The organism is Rhodanobacter sp. UC4437_H4 (genome assembly GCF_052978425.1).
The window spans coordinates 283,017-305,059 of record NZ_CM129673.1 but is presented as its reverse complement, the minus strand read 5'-3'; the positions used below and the strand labels follow the sequence as shown (position 1 = coordinate 305,059).

Sequence of the window (22,043 nt, the reverse complement as noted above, 5' to 3'; positions counted from 1 at the left end):
CGCTCAATCGGCGCCCGCGGTGCCCCGACTCAAGGTGTATTGCCGGTAGATGCCGTAGCCCATACCGCACAGGCCGGTCAGCGCGGCCGGCACCAGCAGCGCGCGCTCGCCCATGGCGCGGAACAACAGCGCGCCGGCCGTGCCGCCCAGGGTGAAACAGGTCACCACCAGCAGGCACACGCCCACGCGCAGCGCATCCACCGGCAGGCCGCGCATCCGCTGGCCGATGTAGATTCCCAGGTCGGTGAACATGCCGGAGACGTGGGTGGTGCGGAACACCATGCCGCTGTACGTGCTGGCCATCCCGTTCTGCAAACCGATGCCGATCGAGGCCAGGTAGATGCCGGCCGAATCATTGGCATGCAGCAGCGGCACTGCCGCAAACAGCAGCAGCGACTCCAGCACCAGCGCCACGCCGTAGCGGCGGCCGAGTTTCAGCGTCTGCTGCTGCACGATCAATCCGCTGAGCAGCGCACCGAACACGAACGCCGCCACCGACAGGCCCCAATGCACCGCTTCGGGCCCGTCCGCCAGGCCCAGCGATGCACCGAGCAAGGTGGTCGATCCGGTCAGGTTGGTGATTGCCTGGTGGCGAAAGCCCAGGTAACCGGCCGCGTTGACGATGCCGGCGATGAACGCCAGCACGCCGCCACCGATCCACGCCCAGCGCGGCAACTGCCGCAGTACGGCCATCGCCGGCTCAGTCCCGGATCGGCTGGATGCTGATCTGCGGCACGTCGCCCATCACGTCGGCGCCCTCCGGCGGCACGAAGTTGAACGTGCCCGGCGGCAGCACCGGGTTGCGCTGCCACTGCGAGAAGCGGATCTCGGTGGTCGCGCCGAGCTGGTCGCGGAAGGTCATCCGGGCCAGGCCGTTCGCGTCGAAGCCGAGGTCGACCCAGGCGAACTGCGCGTCCTTGCTGGTGGAGGTCAGTCGCAACCAGACGAGCCCGTCCTTTTCGCCGCGTTCGCTGGCGTTGAACTCCTTGTCCAGCTGCTTGAGGTCCGTCAGCACGGTCAAGGGACTGTGCGCCTCCTCGGTGCTCTGCCTGCGCACGGTGACCTGCTCCAGCTCCGGGTCGTACATCCAGACCCGGCCGCCGTCGGCGACGATGGTCTGCTTGTACGGCGTGGTGGTGTCCCAGCGGAACTCCCGCGGCGCCTCCAGGGCCAGCGTGCCGGAACTGGTCTTGCTGCCCTGGCCGTTGACGTTGGTCAGCGTCTGGCTGAAATGCCCGGTCAGCGAATGCAGGCCGGTGGCGAATGCATCCAGCCGCGCCCGCGCCGGGCCGGTGGCCGCCTGCGCGAGGCCAGCCACGCCCAGGGCAGACAGGGCGACGATGCAGAGAATGATGCGATTGCGGGTCATGGCCATTTCCGAATGGGTAAAGACAAGTGTGTCATCCACTGGCTTAATCAAAGGCTTCCGCGTCAATCGGGAACCACGTCGAAGGCGACCGACAGGCGGTAGTCGCCGGGAGCGGCCACGAATGGCACCGTGCCATGCCACATCCACGAAGGGAACAGGGTAAGCACGCCCGGCACCGGCTTGACGCAGTGCCCGGGGGGCGATCCGGACGGCAGTTCGTGGCCGAACTTCAACCATCCGCCGCGGTCGTCATCGGACAGCGACGCCGGCACCTCGATGTGACAGGCCGAGGATATCCAGCCCTTGCCGTGGAAATGGCTCGCATGGTGCCCCTGTGACTTCAGCCGCACCGACCACATGCCGCTGAAACGATAGCGGCCGGTGCCGCGCCGCGAAAAGGCGTCGGCACCCGTGGCCATCACCGTCTCCATGTAGCGGCGGATGGCGCCATCGACCGCCGTCGGAAACGCCCGCACCGCCCGATCCGCCGAGGGGCTGCCGGGCCGCAACTCGACCTGCGTGCCGGTGCGCGCCGACTGCGTGGGCGGGTGCGCCTGCAACGGGTCGTGCCGTGCGTGCAGGCTGGCCGCGAGGTCGTGCAGATAATGGTCGAGACTGGCCCAGCCCGGTGGCACGTCGATGCGACAGGAGCGCACCAGCCGCGGGTAGTCGTACAACGCCGGATAGCGCGGATCGCCCAGCGCATGCCACGCCGCGGCCTGCAGTGCGAAGGCGGACACGTCGTTGCGGTCCAGCGCCAGCAGTCGCCCGGCCAGGCTGGCCGCCGCTTCCGGCAGCCCGGCCGCGAGCAGGATGTCGCCGTGCAAGCGGTGCGCCTCCCGGCTGCGCGGCTCCAGTTGCAGCGCGTGGGTGATGAGCGCCAGCGCCCGGGGCGGGTCCAGTTGCAGCGCGCATTCCGCCGCCAGTACGTGCAGCGCGGCGTGCTGCGGGTGCGCTTCGAGCAGCGGCGCAAGCTCGGCGTACGCCCGTTCGGCCGCGCCGGTCTGACGCCACAGCCGGGCCTTGATCATGCGCAGCTCGACGCGCGAGCGGGCGTCGCTGCCCGCATCGAGCGCGATGGCGACCGCATCCATGTCGCCGCTGCGCATCCACACCAGTTCGGCCAGCGTGGTATGCGCCGCAAGGTGCTGCGGCGCCGTCGCCACGACCTGACGAAGCTCCGCTTCGGCCTCGACGAACCGATCCTGTTCGAACAGGGCGCGAGCCAGCACGTAATGCACGTGCGGATGGTCGAGCGACTGCGCGAGTGCGCCGCGCGCCGCCACCTCGGCTGCCTCGGGCTGGCCGCTTTCGCCGTGCGCCACGGCAAGCCCCAGCAGCATGCGCCCGTCCCCGGGCGCGGCGGCCATCGCGACTTCGAACGCCGGCACGGCCTGCCGCGGACGCCCCAGCGCCAGCAACAGCTGCGCGCGCAACCGCAGCGGCTCGACGACCCGGCAATCCGGCGTCGAGCCGAGGAATCGCTCGACGATCGCCAGCGCGTCCTGCGCGCGGTTTTGCTGGACCAGGCGATGGACGTCGCCGGCCAGCGACGCCCACGCGGCATCGTTCCCATCGTGTTGCGGCAAGTTCGACACCATGACCGACGTACGCGTCCAAGAGCAATCATGAAGGCCGTCGCGCGTCCGATCCACGGACCCGGCGCGCGCGGCAGGAGCGCATCATGCCGGTTTTGTGCCGGCAGCGGGATACCGGATCAATCCTTGGGCGGCGGCGGCGCCAGCACCTCGCGGTTGCCGTTGTGCTGCGGCGCGCTGACCACGCCGTCGGCCTCCATCTGCTCGACCAGTCGCGCGGCGCGGTTGTAGCCGATGCGCAGATGCCTTTGCACGCCCGAGATCGAGGCGCGGCGCGTCTGCGTGACCACCGCCACGGCCTTGTCGTAGAGCTGGGTGTCGGCGTCGCCGCCTTCCTCGCCGTCCTGCGGCAGGCCGGAGTCGTTGATGAACTTGCCGTCGCCGGTGGCCTGCACTTCCTCCAGCACGCCTTCGATGTAGTCGGGCCCGCCCTGCGACTTCAGCCAGGCGACCACGCCGTGCACCTCGTGGTCGTCGACGAAGGCGCCGTGCACGCGCTCGGGCGTGGCGGTGCCCGGCGGCAGGTAGAGCATGTCGCCGTGACCCAGCAGCGCCTCGGCGCCGGACTGGTCCAGGATCGTGCGCGAGTCGATCTTGGAGGACACCTGGAACGCGATGCGGGTGGGGATGTTGGCCTTGATCAGGCCGGTGATCACGTCCACCGACGGGCGCTGGGTGGCCAGGATCAGGTGCACGCCGGCGGCACGCGCCTTCTGCGCCAGGCGCGCGATCAGCTCCTCGACCTTCTTGCCGACGATCATCATCATGTCGGCGAATTCGTCGATGAACACCACGATGTTCGGCAGCGGCTCCAGCGGGTCGGCCGCCAGGCCCGGCATGTCCGGGTTGGGCCGGAACAGCGGGTCGAGCAACGGCTGGCCGGCGTTCTCGGCGTCCTTCACCTTCTTGTTGAAACCGGACAGGTTGCGCACGCCCACGGCGGCCATCAGCTTGTAGCGGCGCTCCATCTCGGCCACGCACCAGCGCAGCGCGTTGGCGGCCTCCTTCATGTCGGTGACCACCGGCGCCAGCAGGTGCGGGATGCCCTCATACACCGAGAGCTCCAGCATCTTCGGGTCGATCATGATCATGCGCACGTCTTTGGGACTGGCCTTGTACAGCAGGCTCAGCACCATCGCGTTGACCGCCACCGACTTGCCCGAACCGGTGGTGCCGGCCACCAGCAGGTGCGGCATCTTGGCCAGGTCCACCACCACCGGCTTGCCGCCGATGTCCTTGCCCAGCGCGAGCGCCAGCGGCGAGCGCGCCTGGTCGTACTTGTCCGAACGCAGGATCTCGGACAGGTAGACGATCTGCTTGCGCGTATTGGGGATCTCCAGCCCGATCACGTTCTTGCCGGGGATCACGTCGACCACGCGCACGCTCACCACCGACAGGCCGCGGGCGATGTCCTTGTCCAGGCTCGACACCTGCGAACCGCGCACGCCGGGCGCCGGCTCCATCTCGAAACGGGTGATCACCGGCCCCGGATAGGCGCCGACCACCTTCACGTCGATCTTGAAATCCTTCAGCTTGAATTCGACCTGGCGCGAGAGGACTTCCAGCGTTTCCTCGGTATAGCCAGGCCCCTGCTCCGGCGCCTCGTCGAGCAGCGACAGCGGCGGCAGTTCACCCGGCGCGGCGGCGCCGGCGAACAGCGGGATCTGCGTCTCCAGCCGCGCGCGCTCGCTCTTGGTCACCGGCGCGGGCGCCGCCTCGATGCGCACCGGTTCGCGCCGGGCCTGCTTCACCGCGTCGGCCTTCTTGATCACCTCGCGCTCGCTGCGCGCCTGGCGCGCGGCCAGCAGTTGCGGTGCCTCGCGCAGCTTGCCGCGCAGCCAGCCGGCCAGCTGCAGCACGGCCTGGCCGGTCCAGTCCATCACGCCGAACCAGGACAGCCCGGTGGCCAGCGTCACCGCAATCAGGAACAGCGCCAGCAGCAGCAACGGCGCGCCGGTGGACCCGAACGCCGACAGCACCGCATGGCCCACCCACACGCCGATGATGCCGCCCACGCCCTGCGGCTGCACCGGCTCCTGCGCGAAGTTCAGATACAGCAGCGCCGGCCCGGTGATGAAGAAGAACACGAAGCCGACCAGCCGCAATGCCGGTTCCCACGGATGCTGCGGTTGCTGTCCGCGCTGGCGCAACACCTGCACGCCGAGCAGCAACAGCAGCAACGGGAAGCAGTACGCCACCAGGCCGAAGATCCAGCGCAGCAGATCGGCCACGTAGGCACCGACGGTGCCGCCGAAGTTGCGCGCATGCTCCAGCTGGCCGGCATTGGTCCAGCTGGGGTCATGCGGGTCGTAGCTGAACAGGCATACCAGGAGGTACACCGCCAGCGGCAGCAGCAGCAGGGCGCCGGCTTCGCGCAGCCGGCGTTTCAACTCATCGCTGAGGCCTGCCTTGGGTTGTTGCCTTGCGTTCGCGCCGCGCGCCACCCGGGGTGCCCCTTTCTTCGTGACCAGGGTCAGAGCATACCTTGCAGCGCCGGATGTACCAGCTTGCCGCCGTCGATGTTGATGCCGACCTTGAGCGGCTCGAACTCGCGCCACGCGTTGCCGCCGGCCAGGCGCTGCACGTACGGCAGGATCGCCGCGGAGATCGCCACCGACGAGGTCTGCGGCACCGCGCCGGGCATGTTGGTGACGCAGAAGTGGGTAACGCCGTGCACGTCGTAGGTGGGGTGCTCCCAGGTGGTCGGCCGGGAAGTCTCGAAGCAGCCGCCCTGATCGATCGCGATGTCCACCAGCACGCTGCCCGGCTCCATCGACTTGACCATCGCCTCGGTCACCACGTGCGGCGCCTTGGCGCTGGGGATCAGCACGGCGCCGACGACCAGGTCGGCGTCGCGCACTTCCTCGGCCACCGAGGATTCATAGGCGTACAGCGCGGTGACGTTCGGGCCCAGCGCCATCATCTCGGCCAGGCGATCCTGACGCTTGTCGAACACCACCACGTTGGCGCCGGCCTGCGCCGCCAGCGCCGCGGCATTGCCGCCGGCCGCGCCGGCACCGAGCACCACCACCTTGCCGCGCGGGGTCGAGGCCATGCCGCCGAGCAGCTTGCCCTTGCCGCCCTGCGGACGATGCAGCAGCGTGGTGCCGCACTGGGTGGCGATACGCCCGGCGATCACCGACATCGGGTGCAGCAGCGGCAGGCCGCCGTGATCTTCCACCGACTCGAACGCCACGCCGGTCAGGCCGATGTCGAGCAGGCTGCGGGTCAGCGCCGGCTCCGCCGCCAGGTGCAGATAGCAGAACAGCAGGTGGTGCTTCTTCAGCAGGGCCAGGTCGCCGGCGATCGGCTCCTTCACCTTGACGATCAGTTCGCCCGCCTCGTACAGCGCGGCGGCATCGGCCACGATCTTGATGCCGGCGTTGACGTACGCCTCGTCCGAAAAACCGCTCTTCAGGCCGGCCCCGGCCTGGATGAACACCTCATGGCCGCGACGCACCAGGTCGGCAGCAGCGGCGGGAACAAGGGCGACACGACCTTCGAGGGTCTTGGTTTCGGAGGGGATACCGATACGCATGGCAAAAGAATCCTGTGGGAACACGTGGAAAGTCCATCGCGCAACTGCCGCGGTGGTGTCGTTGATCTGCCGGCGACTTGAATCAGCCACGCGGATTCCCCATTCTCCGGGGGTCGCATTCGTTGTTGCCACCTGCAGGCCCGGTTTCGGTGAAACCCCGGCTGCAGCTGCAGCGAATAGCCGCTCAAGCCACCAGCAAACCCAAGGATTATACCTGCCATGCCCACCCCCAAGCACAGCCGCCTGCTGATCCTCGGCTCCGGTCCTGCCGGCTACACCGCCGCGGTGTACGCTGCCCGCGCCAATCTCAAGCCGACCATGATCACCGGCCTGCAGCAGGGCGGCCAGCTGATGACCACCACCGACGTGGACAACTGGCCGGGCGACGTCGAGGGGCTGCAGGGTCCGGCGCTGATGCAGCGCATGGCCGAGCACGCCGAGCGCTTCCACACCGAGATGATCTTCGACCACATCCACACCGCCGACCTCAAGCAGCGCCCGTTCCGGCTGGTCGGCGACTCCGGCGAGTACACCGCCGATGCGCTGATCATCAGCACCGGCGCCACCGCGAAGTACCTGGGCATCGCCAGCGAGGAGAAGTTCAAGGGCAAGGGCGTGTCGGCCTGCGCGACCTGCGACGGCTTCTTCTTCCGCGACCAGGACGTGGTGGTGATCGGCGGCGGCAACACCGCGGTGGAGGAAGCGCTGTACCTGGCCAACATCGGCCGCAAGGTGTACCTGGTGCACCGCCGCGACAAGTTGCGCGCGGAGAAGATCATGCAGGACAAGCTGTTCGAGAAGGAGGCCGCGGGCAAGATCGAGCTGGTCTGGAACCACACCATCGACGAGGTGCTCGGCGACGACACCGGCGTCACCGGCGTGCGCGTGAAGGACGTCAACTCCGGCGCCACCCGCGACATCGCGGCCACCGGCTTCTTCGTGGCGATCGGCCACACCCCGAACACCGGCATCTTTGCCGGCCAGCTGGACATGCACGACGGCTACATCCGCATCCACAGCGGCCAGAACGGCATGGCCACGATGACCTCGATCCCCGGCGTGTTTGCCGCCGGCGACGTCGCCGACCACGTCTATCGCCAGGCGATCACCTCCGCCGGCTTCGGCTGCATGGCCGCGCTGGACGCCGAACGCTGGCTCGACCAGCAGACGCCGGCGGGCTGACCTGCCCGCAGGAGCCCGCTCGCGGGCGATGCTTCTGGCCGGGATTGAAAAAAACAGAAGCATCGCCCGCAAGCGGGCTCCTGCGGCACCTGCCGAGTCATGCACATCCGCTTCCACGACGCGATCGCCGAACTGCCTGCCGCGGCGTGGGACGATTTGCGCGGCGGGGCGAATCCGTTCGTGTCGCACGCGTTCCTGCATGCGCTGGAAGACACCGGCTGCATCCGTCCCGACTGGGGCTGGCAGGCACACCACCTGGGCCTGTACGACCACGATCGCCTGGTGGCCGCCGCGCCGCTGTACCTGAAAGGCAACTCGCACGGCGAGTTCGTGTTCGACTGGAGCTGGGCCAGCGCGTGGGAGCGCGCCGGCGGCGAGTACTACCCGAAGCTGCTCTGCGGCGTGCCCTACTCGCCGGTGCCCGGCCCGCGCCTGCTGGCCGACACGCCAGCGCTGCGGCAGGCGCTGGTCGAGGCGATGCGCGCCGAGGCGAAGCGGCTGGGGCTGTCCTCGGTGCACGCGAATTTCCTGCTCGCCACGGAGGCGCCGGCGTTCGGCGACGACTGGCTGGCCCGCTCGGACGTGCAGTTCCACTGGCACAACCGCGACTACCGCCACTTCCCGGATTTCCTCGCCGCGCTGACCCACAAGAAGCGCAAGAACATCCTGCGCGAACGCACCCAGGTCGCCGCCAGCGGGTTGGCGGTCGAATGGCGCAGCGGCGACACGCTCGACGAGCACGAGTGGGAGCGCGTGCACGCGCTGTACGAAGCCACCTTCGACGACAAGGGCAACCACGCGGTGCTGACCGTCGCCTTCTTCCGGCAGCTCGGCGAACTCGGTCCGCTGGCACAGCTCGCGCTGGCCCGCGCGGGCGGCGAGATCGTGGCGATGGCGTTGTTCGTGCAGGGCGACGGCGTGCTCTACGGTCGTTACTGGGGCAGCATGGTCGACGTGCCCGGGCTGCATTTCGAACTCTGCTATTACCGCGGCATCGAGTACGCCATTGCGCAACGACTGCACCGCTTCGAGCCCGGGGCGCAGGGCGAGCACAAGCTGGCACGCGGCTTCCTGCCCGCGCGCACGCAGTCGCGCCACTGGCTCGCCCACCCGGGCTTCCGCGCGGCGGTGGCCAGCGCGCTGGCGCGCGAGGCACCGGCGGTGGATGCCTACGCGGAAGAATTGCGGCAACACAGCCCGTACGCGCAGCACGACGAGGCTGCGCCATGATCCGCCTGCCCCTGCTCGATGCCGACGCGCCGGAGCGCTTTCCCGATCCGTCCCGCGCACTGGCCGAACCGAACGGCCTGCTTGCCTTCGGCGGCGACCTGTCGCCAGGCCGGCTGCTGGCCGCCTACCGGCAAGGCATCTTCCCCTGGTTCGGCGATGGCGAACCGATCCTGTGGTGGTCGCCGGACCCGCGCTGCGTGTTTCGCACCGACGCGTTGCGGCCGAACCGCAGCCTGCGTCGCCAGCTCGCCGGCAAGCGCTGGCGGGTGACGATCGACCGGGCGTTCGAGGCGGTGATCCGCGGTTGCGCGGCGCCGCGCGACAACAGCTCGGGCAGTTGGATCGTACCGGCCATGATCGACGCCTACCTCCACCTGCACCAGCTCGGTTACGCGCACAGCGTGGAGACCTGGGACGGCGAGCGCCTGGTCGGCGGCGTCTACGGCCTGTCTGTCGGCAAGCTGTTTTGCGGCGAGTCGATGTTCAGCGCCGAGAGCGGTGGTTCGCGGGTGGCACTGATCGCGCTGGCGCGGCTGCTGCACGAACAGGGCTGCCCGCTGCTCGATGCGCAGGTAGCCAACGCCCACACGCTGAGCCTGGGTGCGTTCGAGATGGCGCGCGCGGACTACCTGGCGCAGGCCGGCACGCTGGCCGCGCAGCCTGGGCGGGTCGGCAGCTGGACCGATCTCGGCCCGCGGCTGTGGCAGCCCGGCACGACTTTCAGCTAGCGCGCGCGGCGTACTTGCGCGCCACGTAGTCGTCGAGGATGTCGACGAACTCGTTGGCGATGTTGTCGCCGCGCAGCGTCATCGCCTTCTCGCCGTCGATGAACACCGGCGCGGCCGGCGCCTCGCCGTTGCCCGGCAACGAGATGCCGATGTTGGCGTGCTTGGATTCGCCCGGCCCGTTGACGATGCAGCCCATCACCGCCAGGGTGAGGTTCTCCACGCCGTCGTATTTCACCCGCCACAGCGGCATCTGCTCGCGCACGTGTTCCTGCACGGTCTTGGCCAGTTCCTGGAAGAACTCGCTGGTGGTGCGCCCGCAACCCGGGCAGGCGGTGACCAGCGGCGTGAACGAGCGCAGACCCATCGTCTGCAACAGCTCCTGCGCCACGATCACCTCGCCGGTGCGCGAGGCACCGGGTTCGGGCGTGAGCGAGATGCGGATGGTGTCGCCGATGCCCTCCTGCAGCAGCACCGCCAGCGCAGCGGCCGAGGCGGTGATGCCCTTGGAACCCATGCCGGCCTCGGTCAGGCCCAGGTGCAGCGCGTAGTCGCCGCGCGCGGCGATGTCGCGGTACACGGCGATCAGCTCCTGCACGCCGGAAACCTTGCATGAAAGGATGATGCGCTCGCGCGGCAGGCCGAGCTCCTCGGCACGCGCGGCCGAATCCAGGGCGGAACGGATCAAGGCTTCGCGCGCCACGTGCGCGGCATCCCACGGCTCGGCGCGCCGCGCGTTCTCGTCCATCAGCGCGGCCACCATGGACTGGTCCAGCGAACCCCAGTTGGCGCCGATGCGCACCGGCTTGCCGTAGCGCAGCGCCTTCTCGATGATCGAGGCGAACTGGCTTTCGTGCTTCTTGCCGAAACCGACGTTGCCGGGGTTGATGCGGTACTTCGCCAGCACCTCGGCGCAGGCCGGTTCGCGCTCCAGCAACTGGTGGCCGTTGTAGTGGAAGTCGCCGATGATGGGCACGTCCACGCCCATCATCGCCAGCCGCTCGGCGATGCGCGGCACCGCGGCCGCGGCGGCCGGCGTGTTCACCGTGATGCGCACCAGCTCGGAGCCGGCGCGGGCCAGCTCGGCGATCTGTTTCGCGGTGCTGGCCGGGTCCTCGGTGTCGGTATTGGTCATCGACTGCACCACGATCGGGGCGCCGCCGCCTACCTTGACCTTGCCGACCTGCACGCCCACGCTGGCGCGGCGCGGCGCGGGCGCCGCCGGACGGGGTTGTTGCGAAACGATCTCACTCATGGATTCAACCGGAATGTCTGGTCGCGGCAGGCCGCGACTGAAGATGCCAAGGATACTCGCCCGACCGGTAGCGCCGGCCTCCACCGCGATGACGTGGACGGAATGCCGCAGTTGCTTGATCGAGGTCAGCACTTCGCCGCATGCTTGCCGCCAAAATGCCCCGCTGTCCAGCCGGAAAAGCCGATGCCGAACACCGAATACTACAACGACAAGGTCGTCCGCCAGTTCCTGCTCGCGGCCGCCGTATGGGGCATCATCGGCATGTCCGTCGGCGTCTATGCCGCCGCCGAACTGATGTGGCCGGTGCTCAATTTCAACGTGCCGTGGCTGACCTTCAGCCGCATCCGGCCCGACCACACCTTCGGCGTGATCTTCGCGTTCGGCGGCTCGGCGCTGATGGGCACCTGCTATTACGTGGTGCAGCGCACCGGCCACGCGCGGCTGGCTTTCAGGAAGCTCGCCGCATTCACCTTCTGGGGCTGGCAACTGGTCTGCGTGCTGGCGATGACCACGATGCCGCTGGGGCTGACCCAGAGCAAGGAATACGCCGAGCCTGAATGGTTCATCGACATCCTGATCGCGGTGGTCTGGGTGAGCTTCGGCGTGGTGTTCTTCGGCTCGCTGGCGCGCCGGCGGATCAAGCACATCTACGTGGCGAACTGGTACTACGGCGCCTTCATCATCGCGGTGGGCCTGCTGCACATCGTCAACAACCTGGCCATCCCGGTCTCGCTGACCAAGTCGTACTCGATCTACTCCGGCGTGGTCGATGCGATGGTGCAGTGGTGGTACGGCCACAACGCGGTGGCGTTCTTCCTCACCGCCGGCTTCCTCGGCATGATGTACTACTTCGTGCCGCGGCAGGCCAAGCAGCCGCTGTGGAGCTACCGCTTCTCGATCGTCAATTTCTGGGCGCTGATCTCGGTCTACATGTGGGCCGGCGCGCACCACCTGATGTATACCGCCCTGCCCGACTGGGTGCAGTCGGTGGGCATGGCGTTCTCGCTGGTGCTGCTGATGCCGAGCCTGGGCTCGGCGGCGAACGGCCTGCTCACCTTCAACGGCGTGTGGCATCGCCTGCGCACCGATCCGGCGGCCAAGTTCATGGTGCTGTCGCTGGTGTTCTACGGCGCCTCCACCTTCGAAGGCTCGATGATGGCGATCAAGACGGTGAACTCGCTGTCGCACTACACCGACTGGACCATCGCCCACGTGCACTCCGGCTCGCTGGGCTGGGTGGCGATGATCACCATCGGTTCGCTCTACGCGATGGCGCCGCGTGCGCTGGGCCGGCCGGAGATGCACTCGCGCCAGGGCATGGAGCTGCACTTCTGGCTGCACATCATCGGCACCCTGCTGTACGTGGGCTCGATGTGGACCGCCGGCGTCACCGAGGGCCTGATGTGGCGCGCCACCAACCCGGACGGCGCGCTGACCTACGGCTTCCTCGACAGCCTGCTCGCGATCAAGCCGATGTACCTGATCCGCTGGGCCGGCGGCGTGTTCATCCTGTCCGGCATGTGGGTGATGGCGTGGAACCTGTGGCACACCGCCGCCGATGCCCGCGCGCGCCTGATCAAGCCGATCCCGGTGCCGATTCCCGAGCCGGCGCCCCACCAGGTGCCCGCTCCCCTGCCGGCAAGTGCCGGCTGAGGAAGAGATCAACATGGCCTACAAACATTTCGAAGCGATCGAGAAGCACGCCGGCCTGCTCGGCATCGGCATCGCGATCATGGTCTCGCTGGGCGGACTGGCGGAGATCACCCCGCTGTTCATGGAGGCGCACTCGGTGAAGGCGCCGCCGGGCGTGCATCCGTACGAGCCGCTGCGCCTGATCGGCAAGGACGTCTACGTGCGCGAAGGCTGCTACCTGTGCCACTCGCAGATGATCCGCGCGCTGCGTTTCGAGACCGAGCGCTACGGCCACTTCTCCACCGCGGCCGAGTCGGTCTACGACCGTCCGTTCCAGTGGGGCTCCAAGCGCACCGGCCCGGACCTGGCGCGCGTGGGCGGCAAGTATTCCGATGCATGGCAGCGCCTGCACCTGATGGACCCGCGCCAGGTGGTGCCGCAGTCGAACATGCCCGGTTATCCGTGGCTGGCGCACAACACGATCAGCGCCGAGGACGTGCAGGCACGCATGCGCACGCTGCGCAAGCTGGGCGACCCGTATACCGACGCGCAGATCGCCGCCGCGCCCGAGGCCGTCAAGGGCAAGACCGAGATGGACGCGCTGATCGCCTACCTGCAGGGCCTGGGCATCGCCAATGAGCCGGCCCCGCCGGCAGCCAAGCCGGCGACCACCGACGGCGTCGCGGGAGCCACGCCATGACGCCGATGAGCCCGGTCTGGGGCCACGTTGCAGGGGTATTCATCATCCTGATGCTGGTGACCTTCATCGGTATATGGATCTGGGCCTGGCGCAAGCGCCACCAGGCCACGTTCGACCGCATGGCACGCCTGCCGCTCGAACAAGACGAACTACCCGACAGCGATGTCGACGCCAAGGAGGATCGCCCATGAGCAGCGGCTGGTCGTTGTGGGTCATGTTCCTGGTGGTGCTCAACCTGGGCATCACCTTCGGGCTGTTCCTGTGGGCGCCGCGGGCCAAGATCCCGACCCGCCCCGATGGCACCACCGGGCACGTGTGGGCGCACGGCACCATCCTGGAAGGCCTCAAGAACCTGCCCACGTGGTGGATCGTGTTCTCCGGCTCGATGTTCGCCGCGGCGTTCATCTACCTGTTCCTGTTCCCCGGCTTCGGCAACCACAAGGGTGCGCTGGGTTGGACCTCGCACGGCCAGCTGGCGCGTGAAGTGGCTGCCAACGAGGCCAGGCTGGACCCGCTGCTGGACCGCTTCCGCCTGTACACGGTGGAGCAGCTGGCCGGCGACCCGCAGGCGCAGCAGATGGGCAAGGTGCTGTTCGAGGACAACTGCGCCGCCTGCCACCAGCGCAGCGGCAAGGGCAACATCCTGGTCGGCGCACCCAACCTCACCGACGGCGACTGGCTGTACGGCGGCACCGGCAAGGACATCACCACCTCGATCCACGACGGTCGCAGCGGCGTGATGCCGCCATGGGCGAGCCTGGGCGCGGACAACGTGAAAAACCTCGCCCAGTACGTGCTGAGCCTGTCCGGCGCCCCGCACGACGCGGCCAAGGCGGCAGCCGCCAAGCCGCTGTTCTCCACCTGCGCCGCCTGCCACGGCGCCGAGGGCAAGGGCAACCCGGCGCTGGGTGCGCCGAACCTCACCGACGACATCTGGCTCTACGGCGGCACGCCGGCCGAGATCGAGCACACCATCGCCAACGGTCGCCAGGGTCACATGCCGCCGTGGAGCACGCGCCTTTCCGAGGACCAGATCCACGTGATCGCGGCCTACGTCTACCACCTCTCGCACCAGGCCGATGAAAGCCCGCAATGACAACGGCAACCGCGCGGCATCGGCCTGGTATCGCCAGCCGGTGCTGTGGCTGGGAGCGTTGGTTTTCGTAGCCTCGCTGGCCGGTTGCGTGTGGCTCATCGTGGTCAGCGTGCAATACGCCGACACGCCGCTGCGCCCCGGCTCGCACGCGGTACTCGGCGTGCCGGTGACGGCACACAGCACGCCGCCTCCCCCTGCTGATCCCCCCGCGCCGCGGCCATGAGCGGCGCGGCGACATGGGCCGATCCCCGGCTCGCCGCCCAGGTATTGCGCGGGCGACGTGACGGCTTGAGCGAGATCGCGTTGCACGTCGAGGCGCTGGACGATCCGCGCCAGTTGCTCTGGCTGGAACAGCGCATCAACGCGCTGGCCGGCGTGCGCCGGGTCAGCGTCGACCGCGCCGCGCGTCGCATGCGGGTGGTCTGGGATACCCGGCGCACCACCCTGCCCACCCTGCTGGAGAACTTCGCCGCCGCCGGCTGTCCGGCACGCCCGCTGCGCCTGGACGAGGTGGAGGATGCCCGCGCCGCCGAGATGCACGATGCGCTCAAACGCATCCTGGTGGCCGGCATGTGCGCGATGCAGGTGATGAGCTACGCCCTGGTGATCTACCTCGGCGTGGTCGACTTCGTCGATTTCAGCACGCGCAACCTGTTCCGCTGGCTGGGCCTGCTCACCACCCTTCCGCTGGTGTTCTACTCGGCGCGGACCTTCTTCCGCGGTGCCGCCGACGAGCTGCGCGGCCGGCGCCTGGGCATCAACCTGCCGGTGGCGCTGGCGGTGTCGCTGGTGTTCGCCGCCAGCGTGATCAACACCCTGCGCGGCAGCGGCGAGGTGTATTTCGATTCGGTCAGCATGTTCGTGTTCCTGCTGCTGGTCGGGCGCTACGTCGAACTGCGCACGCGCCACCGCGGCGACGCGCGCGGCGATGCCCTGCTCGACGCGACGCCGCTGCTGGCGCAGCGCCGCCGTGCCGATGGCGAACTGGAAACCGTGCCGGCGATGACGCTGGCCAGCGGCGACTGCGTGCACATCGACGACGGCGGCACGGTGCCCGCCGACGGCGTGCTGGAAAGCGCCTCGGTGGAGGTGGACGAAGCGCTGCTGTCCGGCGAGTCGCGCCCGCAGCGGCGCCAGCGCGGCGAGCGGCTGGTGGCCGGCAGCGTGCTGCTGACCGGGCCGGCGCAGCTGCGCGTGGAGCATGGCGGCGCGGATACCAGCGTGGCCCGGCTGGGCGCGCTGGCCACGCGTGCGCGCCAGGCCCGCACGCGCATCGCCGGCAGCGATCGCGAGGTCACCCGCTTCGTGCGCCGGGTACTGGTGCTCACCGTGCTGACCGCGCTGGGCTGGTTGCTGATTGACCCTTCGCGCGCGTTCGACGCGGCCATCGCGGTGCTGGTGGTGGCCTGTCCGTGCGCTTTCGCGCTGACCGTGCCGGTCACGCTGACCCGGGCGCTGGGCCGGCTCGCCCGCCGCCACGTGCTGGTCACCGACGGCAGCGCCCTGCTCGCGCTGGCCGGCGTGGACCGCGCCCTGTTCGACAAGACCGGGACACTGTCCACCCCGAGCCTGGACGACGCCGCGGTCGAACCGCTGCGCGGCGACAGCCGCGAGCAGGTACTGGCCTGGGCCTCGGCGCTGGCCGGCACCAGCTCCCATCCGCTGGCCCGCGCGCTGAGCGCCGCGGGCCGGCAGCGCATCGCCGCGCCAGCCGCGCAGGACGTGCGGGTGCAGCTGGCCGCAGGCATCGAAGGCCGCGTCGGCGACCGCGCGCTGCGGCTGGGCCGCGCGCGCTACGCGCTGGGCGAGGCGCATTACGATCCGCGGCTGGCCAGCGCGGCCCTGGTGCTGGCCGACCAGCATGGCGCCCTGGCGCGGTTAGGCTTCCACGAGCGTCCGCGTGAAGACGCGGCGGCCACGCTGGCGCATCTGCGCAGCGACGGCATCGACGCATGCATGGCCAGCGGCGACAGCGCCGACCGCGTCGCCGCGCTGGCCGCGCGCCTCGGCATCGACGACTGGCATGCGCGCCAGTTGCCGGCCGACAAGCTGGCCCTGCTGCGGTCGCTGCAGGCCAATGGCCACCGCGTGCTGGCGGTGGGCGACGGCAGCAACGACGCGCCGCTGCTGGCCGCCGCCGACGTCTCGGCCGCGCTGGCCAGCGGCACCGACCTGGCCCAGGCGCAGGCCGACCTGCTGCTGCTCGACGGCCGCCTGCAAGGCCTGCTGCACGCGCGCACGATCGCCTTGCAGATGCAGCAGGTGATCGCGCAAAGCCGTCGCTGGGCCCTGGGCTACAACCTTTGCGCCGTTCCGTTCGCGGCATTCGGGCTGGTGTCGCCGTGGCTGGCCGCCATCGGCATGTCGCTGAGTTCGCTGATGGTGGTGCTCAACGCGATGCGCGTCGGCCGCGAACCCGCGCGCGACGGCGACACCGGACACGCCGGCCGCGCCGCCGAGGCGGCGGCATGAACATCCTGCTGGTGCTGATCCCGGTCACCCTGGTGGTGGTCGGCGTGGCCGTGGCGCTGTTCTTCTGGGCAGTGAACCACCAGCAGTTCGACGACCTCGACAGCCCCGGCGTGCTGCCGCTGATGGACGATTCGCCCGAGCCGTCCGAAGACCCCGAAGACCCTTCGACGCCCCTGTAGGAGCCCGGGATTCGCAGAGGCAGGAGCGTCGCTCGCGGATGCGACGCGTCCAGCCGTAGGGCGGGCACCGCCCGCCGCTTGTCGTCACGCCCTCGCGAAAGCAAAAGCCGGCGGGCCGTGCCCGCCCTACGTCGATCGCCGGCGCAGCGCGGCTTGCAGCAGACGGCGCTGGATGCGCTCGGGCAGGCCCTTGGGCGCATCCAGGCCCATGCGCGCCAAGGCTGCGCCTTCATCCTCCATCGCCTCGCCGGGACGCACCGCGGCGCGCAGCACTTGCCAGCGGCCGCGCCAGCGACTGCTGCGCGACTGCAGCCATTCCAGCGCCGGCAACAGGCGCTGTTCGACCTCGTCGAAATCGCTGCCGAAGGGGAACACCGGCAGTTGGCCCTTGCGCCGGAATGGCATCAGCGATTCGTGCAGTGCATCGGGCTGGTGCCGGCGCCAGGCATCGGGTATGGCGAAATCCGCCGCCAGCTTGCCGCGCGATTTCGCCTCCGCGCACAGCGCGTCCAGAAAGCGCGCATCGCAGATCGACAGCATCGCCTCGATGCATTCGCTGTCGCTCTTGCCGCGCAAGTCGGCGACGCCGTATTCGGTGACCACGATGTCGCGCAGGTGGCGCGGGATCGTGGTCTGGCCGTAGCTCCAGCGGATCGTGCTCTCGATGCCGCCGCGATGGCGGCGGGTGGCGCGCAGCAGCAGCACCGAGCGCGCGCCCGGCAGCTCGTGCGCCATCGCCACGAAGTTGTACTGGCCGCCGACGCCGCTGACCACCGCGCCGTCCTCCAGCGTATCGGACACCGCCGCACCGAGCAGGGTCGCCATCATGCAGGTGTTGAAGAAACGCGCGTCGCGTCGCTGCAGCGTGGCCAATGCCTGTTGGTCGCCGTACAGCTGGTTGACGTTGGACACCGCGCACATGTCGATCGCGTCCGGGTCGCTCGCCTCGGTGGCGGCCAGCCATTCGTACAGGTCGCGCGAACCGAGGAAGAATGCGCCGCGCAGGTAATGGCCGCCGGGCGTGCCCGGATTCAGCCGGCCGGACAGCGAGGCGCGCTCCAGCGCAAGGTTGTCCCAGCTGCGCCGCTTCAGGATGCCGCCGCGCTGCAGGTGCATGAAGCCGTCCATCACCATCTCGCTGGCGCCGTACAAGCCGGTCCCCAATGGTGCAAGGCCACCGAGCGCGCCTGCCTGCGCATGGGTGCTGCCGGCCGGGTCCAGCGCCACCAGCATGCAGCGCCAGGCGGTGTTCTGCTGCTGGCGCAGCAGCAAGGCCTTGACCAGGGCGTCGGACAACGCGCCGATGCCGATCTGCAGGCAGCCGCCGTCGCGCACCAGGCTGCTGGCGTGCAGGCCGATCGCATATTCGGCCAGGTCGATCGGCAACCGCGGCAGCGCGAACAGGCGCGGCGAGGATTCCGGCTGCAGCTCCACGTCGAAGTAATCCGCCGGCACCTCGGCATCACCGCCCAGCCACGGCAGGTCGGGATGCACCACCGCCACGCACAGCGGCCGGCGTGCACCTGCCAGCTGCAACTGGCGCAGGAAATCCAGGGTCAGGTCGGGGTTGCACGAGAGGCTGTAGCGCACACCCTCGGCGGTTTCGCGGCGTGCGACCAGTTGCACCAGCAGGTTGATGTCCTGCAACGCCAGGTCGCGCGCCACATGGGTGTAGTTCTGGCTGATGTAGTTGCGCTGCGCACTGCCCGAATGCAGCAGCGCGCCACTCTGCAGGTAGAACTCGTGCACCACGACGTTTGGCGGCAAGGCATCGCGCGCCTCGTCCAGGGCGTACTGCGGGTCGACCGCGTCGGCGCCGAAATGGCGATCGAGGAACGGCAGCAGGAAGCGCCGCTGCAGCCCCGCCTTCGGCTGCGGCCGGGTCAGCGACAGCGCGGTGTACAGGCGCATCGAACGCGTCGGGTCGCCGGCGGTGAGCCGGTACAACGCGTTGAGCAGGCCGTGCGGCTTGCCCAGGCCCAGCGGCGCGGCGATGCGCAGATCCGGCCCCAGCGCATCGGCGAGGTCGTGGGCGCAAGCGTCGGTGTCGCTGTAGCGCGGCTTGGCGGGCATCCTCCGATCATGCCAGAAGCCGCCGCCACGGCGCATCGACATCCCCATCGCCTACACTCGATGCATGCCCGACCCCTTGTCGCCGTCGTCGTCCTCGTCCAGTCGCCTGCTGGCGCAGCAAGCGCTGAGCCGCGCTGCCGGGGCACCGTTGCTCAGCGGCAACGCGGTGGACCTGCTGATCGATGCGGCAGCCAACTATGCCGCGTGGCTGGAAGCGATCCGCGGCGCGCGCCAGCGGGTGCTGCTGGAAAACTACATGGTGCGCGACGACGTGGTGGGCCGCGAATTCCGCGATGCGCTGGTCGAGCGCGCGCAGGCCGGCGTGTTCGTGGCCGTAGTGGTCGACTGGGTCGGCTGCCTGGGCCAGTCGCGCAGCGGCTTCTGGGCACCGCTGCGCGCGGCCGGTGGCGAAGTGCGCGTGTACAACCCGCTGCAGCTGGGGCAGACCTTCGGCTGGCTCAGTCGCGACCACCGCAAGTCGCTGGTGGTCGATGGCGTGACCGGTTTCCTTTCCGGCGTGTGCATCAGCGCCAGATGGCTGGGCAACCCCGCGCGCGACGTGCCGCCGTGGCGCGATACCGGCGTCGCCTTGCGCGGCCCGGTGGTGACCGAGCTGGAAGCGGCATTCGCGCAAAGCTGGAGCGCCACCGGCACGCCGCTGCGCGAATTCCCGAGCGCGGCCGAGCCGACCACACCCGCCGGTGACGTCGCACTGCGCCTGATCGCCACCCAGCCCTCCACCGCCGGCATGTATCGGCTCGACCAGCTGATCGCCTCGCTGGCCACCCGCACGCTGTGGCTCACCGACGCCTATTTCGTGGGCATCGCACCCTACGTGCAGGCACTGGTGGCGGCCGCCCGCGATGGCGTCGACGTGCGCCTGCTGGTACCCGGCAGCAGTGACATCCCGGCCGTGGCCAACATGTCCCGCGCGGGCTACAGGCCACTGCTGAAGGCCGGCATCCGCGTGTTCGAATGGAACGGCTCGATGCTGCACGCCAAGACCGCGGTGGCCGACGGGCAATGGGCGCGGGTGGGCTCATCCAACCTCAACCTCGCCAGTTGGCTGGGCAACCAGGAGCTGGACGTGGCGATCGAGGACGCCACGTTCGCCGGCAAGCTCGCCGCCCAGTACGAGCACGACCTGGAAAACGCCACCGAAATCGTGCTGGCGCCGCACCATCGCCGCGGCCATGCCGAGAAAGTACGCACCAGCCAGGCGCGACCGCGCGTGCGCCATGGCGGCGGCAGCTCCGGGCGTGCCGCGGCGGGTGCGTTGCGCCTGGCCAACAGCGTCGGTGCCGCGCTTGGCCATCGCCGCGTGCTCGGTGCGACCTCGGCCAGGCCGTTGTTCCTGGCCACCGCGGCGCTGCTGGTGCTGGGCGTGATCGCGGCACTGTGGCCGGCCTGGATCGGCTGGCCGGTCGCCGTGCTGTGCGCCTGGTTCGCGCTGAACCTGGGCATCCGCGGCTGGCGCCTGCGCCGCCGCCAGCGCACGGCGCGCGAAGCCGACGCCCGCGGGGCCGGCCACGACACATGAGACATTTGTTCTGATTCACCTCCCAAGCGGATGTTTTTTCACGACTTCACCGTAGCGGCATGCTAGGCTCTTCGCCCCATGTCCGTCCCCGACACCCCCCGCCACGTGCTGACCCCCAGCTCGCTCAACCGGCTGGTTCGCGACCTGCTGGGCGACGCGCTGCCGCAGGTGTGGATCGAAGGCGAGCTGTCCAACGTGGCGAAGCCGGCCTCGGGCCACCTGTACTTCACCTTGAAGGACAGCGGCGCGCAGGTGCGCTGCGCGATGTTCAAGATGAAAGCCTCCGTGCTGCGCTTTCGCCCGATCGACGGCATGCAGGTGCTGCTGCGCGCCAAGGTCGGCCTGTACGAACCGCGCGGCGAGTTCCAACTGGTCGCCGAATACATGGAGCCGGCCGGCGAAGGCGCGCTGCAGCGCGAGTTCGAGCAGCTCAAGGCCCGGCTCGATGCCGAAGGCCTGTTCGACCCGGCGCGCAAGCGTGCCCTGCCCCGTTACGCACGGCGCATCGGCGTGGTCACCTCGGCCACCGGCGCGGCGATCCGCGACGTGCTGAGCGTGCTGGCGCGGCGCTGGCCATTGGCTGATGTCGAGATCTTGCCGGTGCCGGTACAGGGCCGCGAGGCGCCGCCGGCGATCGTGGCGATGCTGCGCAAGGCATCGGCCAGCGCACGCTACGACGTGCTGCTGCTGACCCGCGGCGGCGGCTCCCTGGAAGACCTGTGGGCATTCAACGACGAAGCGGTGGCACGGGCGATCCACGCCAGCGCGGTGCCGGTGGTTTCCGCGGTGGGCCACGAGATCGATTTCAGCATCGCCGACTTCGTCGCCGACCTGCGCGCGCCCACGCCCTCGGCCGCCGCCGAACTGCTGGTGCCCGACGCGGTGGCGGTCGATCGCCACCTGCGGCAGCTGCAGCAGCGCCTGGCTACCCTGCAGCAACGACGCATGCAGGGGAACGCGCAACGCGTCGACCATCTGCTGGCGCGATTGCAGGCGCAGCGGCCGCAGGCGCGGCTGCAACGCGATCGCGAGCGGCTGGTCCATCTCCACCGTCGCCTCCTCGGGGCAATGCGCGAACAGCAGCAACGCCGCCAGTCGCAGCTCGACCGCGCGCGGTCCCGCTTGCTCGGGCAACACCCGCAGCAGCGGTTACCCCTGCTGCGCCATCGCCTCGGCGAACTCACCCAGCGCCTGCGCCACGCCATCGAGCGTCGTCTGGAACGCGACCGCCTCACCCTGCAGCAAGCCGCGCGCGCTCTGCATACGGTCAGCCCATTGGCCACGCTGGAACGCGGCTACGCCATTCTGTTCGACGAGGCCGGCAAGGTGCTGCGCTCGACGCAGGGCGTCGAGGCTGGCACGGCGCTGCGCGCACGACTGGCGGATGGTGAGTTGGGGTTGCGGGTGGAGGAGTGTGATGCCACGAAACCTCGCGGATGAGCAAACCTGATTCT

General features: G+C 69.5%; 19 protein-coding genes. 12 read left to right on the top strand and 7 right to left on the bottom strand.

The window, feature by feature from the left end; translation table 11 throughout:
• Positions 1 to 3: 3 nt before the first annotated feature.
• The 5 genes from ACVCL3_RS01575 to ald all read right to left on the bottom strand — a co-directional run bounded on the left by ACVCL3_RS01575 (position 4) and on the right by ald (position 6,505).
• A complete protein-coding gene (locus tag ACVCL3_RS01575; RefSeq protein WP_447098798.1) occupies positions 4 to 693 on the bottom strand; it encodes a YoaK family protein in 690 nt (229 codons plus the stop codon).
• A 7-nt stretch (positions 694 to 700) separates the two neighbouring features.
• Positions 701 to 1,369, bottom strand: coding sequence for an outer membrane lipoprotein chaperone LolA (gene lolA, locus ACVCL3_RS01570; RefSeq protein WP_447100268.1), 669 nt, complete (start codon positions 1,367 to 1,369; stop codon positions 701 to 703).
• Between the two features lie 62 nt (positions 1,370 to 1,431).
• On the bottom strand, positions 1,432 to 2,970 hold the full coding sequence (locus ACVCL3_RS01565; RefSeq protein ID WP_447100267.1) for a 2OG-Fe(II) oxygenase family protein: 1,539 nt from the start codon (positions 2,968 to 2,970) through the stop codon (positions 1,432 to 1,434).
• Between the two features lie 116 nt (positions 2,971 to 3,086).
• A complete protein-coding gene (locus tag ACVCL3_RS01560; protein ID WP_447100266.1) occupies positions 3,087 to 5,411 on the bottom strand; it encodes a DNA translocase FtsK in 2,325 nt (774 codons plus the stop codon).
• Positions 5,412 to 5,440: 29 nt separating this feature from the next.
• Entirely contained in the window at positions 5,441 to 6,505 is a 1,065-nt protein-coding gene (gene ald / locus ACVCL3_RS01555) for an alanine dehydrogenase (protein WP_447098794.1), read from the bottom strand.
• Between the two features lie 219 nt (positions 6,506 to 6,724).
• Here ald and trxB point away from each other — a divergent pair, with 219 nt between their 5' ends.
• The 3 genes from trxB to aat all read left to right on the top strand — a co-directional run bounded on the left by trxB (position 6,725) and on the right by aat (position 9,645).
• Positions 6,725 to 7,687, top strand: a complete 963-nt coding sequence (gene trxB, locus ACVCL3_RS01550) for a thioredoxin-disulfide reductase (RefSeq protein ID WP_395118732.1) — start codon at positions 6,725 to 6,727, stop codon at positions 7,685 to 7,687.
• 99 nt (positions 7,688 to 7,786) lie between these two features.
• Positions 7,787 to 8,917 carry a GNAT family N-acetyltransferase gene (locus tag ACVCL3_RS01545; protein WP_447100265.1) on the top strand — a complete coding sequence of 377 codons (1,131 nt, stop codon included), beginning with the start codon at positions 7,787 to 7,789 and terminating at the stop codon, positions 8,915 to 8,917.
• The gene (aat, locus tag ACVCL3_RS01540; RefSeq protein ID WP_447100264.1) at positions 8,914 to 9,645 is read left to right on the top strand and encodes a leucyl/phenylalanyl-tRNA--protein transferase; all 732 of its coding nucleotides are present in this window, start codon (positions 8,914 to 8,916) and stop codon (positions 9,643 to 9,645) included. The genes ACVCL3_RS01545 and aat overlap by 4 nt, the downstream gene beginning before the upstream one ends.
• On the opposite strand, the gene ispG is transcribed toward aat, so the two are convergent.
• Complete coding sequence (gene ispG, locus ACVCL3_RS01535) at positions 9,638 to 10,897, bottom strand: flavodoxin-dependent (E)-4-hydroxy-3-methylbut-2-enyl-diphosphate synthase (protein ID WP_447100263.1); 1,260 nt, start codon at positions 10,895 to 10,897, stop codon at positions 9,638 to 9,640. The two genes, aat and ispG, sit on opposite strands and share 8 nt — an antisense overlap.
• Positions 10,898 to 11,080: 183 nt before the next feature.
• On the opposite strand from ispG, the gene ccoN reads away from it, so the two are divergent.
• The 7 genes from ccoN (at position 11,081) to ccoS (ending at position 16,976) form a co-directional block, all read left to right on the top strand.
• On the top strand, positions 11,081 to 12,550 hold the full coding sequence (gene ccoN, locus ACVCL3_RS01530; protein ID WP_395118740.1) for a cytochrome-c oxidase, cbb3-type subunit I: 1,470 nt from the start codon (positions 11,081 to 11,083) through the stop codon (positions 12,548 to 12,550).
• Between the two features lie 13 nt (positions 12,551 to 12,563).
• Positions 12,564 to 13,229: a cytochrome-c oxidase, cbb3-type subunit II gene (gene ccoO, locus ACVCL3_RS01525; protein ID WP_447100262.1), complete on the top strand. Its 666-nt coding sequence runs from the start codon at positions 12,564 to 12,566 to the stop codon at positions 13,227 to 13,229.
• Positions 13,226 to 13,420, top strand: coding sequence for a cbb3-type cytochrome oxidase subunit 3 (locus ACVCL3_RS01520; protein WP_447100261.1), 195 nt, complete (start codon positions 13,226 to 13,228; stop codon positions 13,418 to 13,420). Before ccoO ends, ACVCL3_RS01520 begins: the two co-directional genes overlap by 4 nt.
• Positions 13,417 to 14,325 (top strand): cytochrome-c oxidase, cbb3-type subunit III, encoded by a 909-nt coding sequence (ccoP, locus tag ACVCL3_RS01515; protein ID WP_447100260.1) that lies wholly within the window; start codon positions 13,417 to 13,419, stop codon positions 14,323 to 14,325. Before ACVCL3_RS01520 ends, ccoP begins: the two co-directional genes overlap by 4 nt.
• On the top strand, positions 14,309 to 14,548 hold the full coding sequence (locus ACVCL3_RS01510; protein ID WP_447100259.1) for a hypothetical protein: 240 nt from the start codon (positions 14,309 to 14,311) through the stop codon (positions 14,546 to 14,548). Before ccoP ends, ACVCL3_RS01510 begins: the two co-directional genes overlap by 17 nt.
• A gap of 65 nt (positions 14,549 to 14,613) precedes the next feature.
• Positions 14,614 to 16,797, top strand: a complete 2,184-nt coding sequence (locus ACVCL3_RS01505; RefSeq protein WP_447100258.1) for a heavy metal translocating P-type ATPase — start codon at positions 14,614 to 14,616, stop codon at positions 16,795 to 16,797.
• A complete protein-coding gene (gene ccoS / locus ACVCL3_RS01500) occupies positions 16,794 to 16,976 on the top strand; it encodes a cbb3-type cytochrome oxidase assembly protein CcoS (protein ID WP_447100257.1) in 183 nt (60 codons plus the stop codon). Before ACVCL3_RS01505 ends, ccoS begins: the two co-directional genes overlap by 4 nt.
• Positions 16,977 to 17,102: 126 nt before the next feature.
• Here the strand turns inward: ccoS and ACVCL3_RS01495 are convergent, their stop codons facing one another.
• The gene (locus ACVCL3_RS01495) at positions 17,103 to 19,049 is read right to left on the bottom strand and encodes an acetyl-CoA hydrolase/transferase C-terminal domain-containing protein (RefSeq protein WP_447100256.1); all 1,947 of its coding nucleotides are present in this window, start codon (positions 19,047 to 19,049) and stop codon (positions 17,103 to 17,105) included.
• A gap of 64 nt (positions 19,050 to 19,113) precedes the next feature.
• Here ACVCL3_RS01495 and ACVCL3_RS01490 point away from each other — a divergent pair, with 64 nt between their 5' ends.
• Positions 19,114 to 20,589 (top strand): phospholipase D-like domain-containing protein, encoded by a 1,476-nt coding sequence (locus ACVCL3_RS01490; protein WP_447098783.1) that lies wholly within the window; start codon positions 19,114 to 19,116, stop codon positions 20,587 to 20,589.
• A 78-nt stretch (positions 20,590 to 20,667) separates the two neighbouring features.
• Positions 20,668 to 22,029 (top strand): exodeoxyribonuclease VII large subunit, encoded by a 1,362-nt coding sequence (xseA, locus tag ACVCL3_RS01485; RefSeq protein ID WP_447100255.1) that lies wholly within the window; start codon positions 20,668 to 20,670, stop codon positions 22,027 to 22,029.
• Positions 22,030 to 22,043 lie beyond the last annotated feature (14 nt).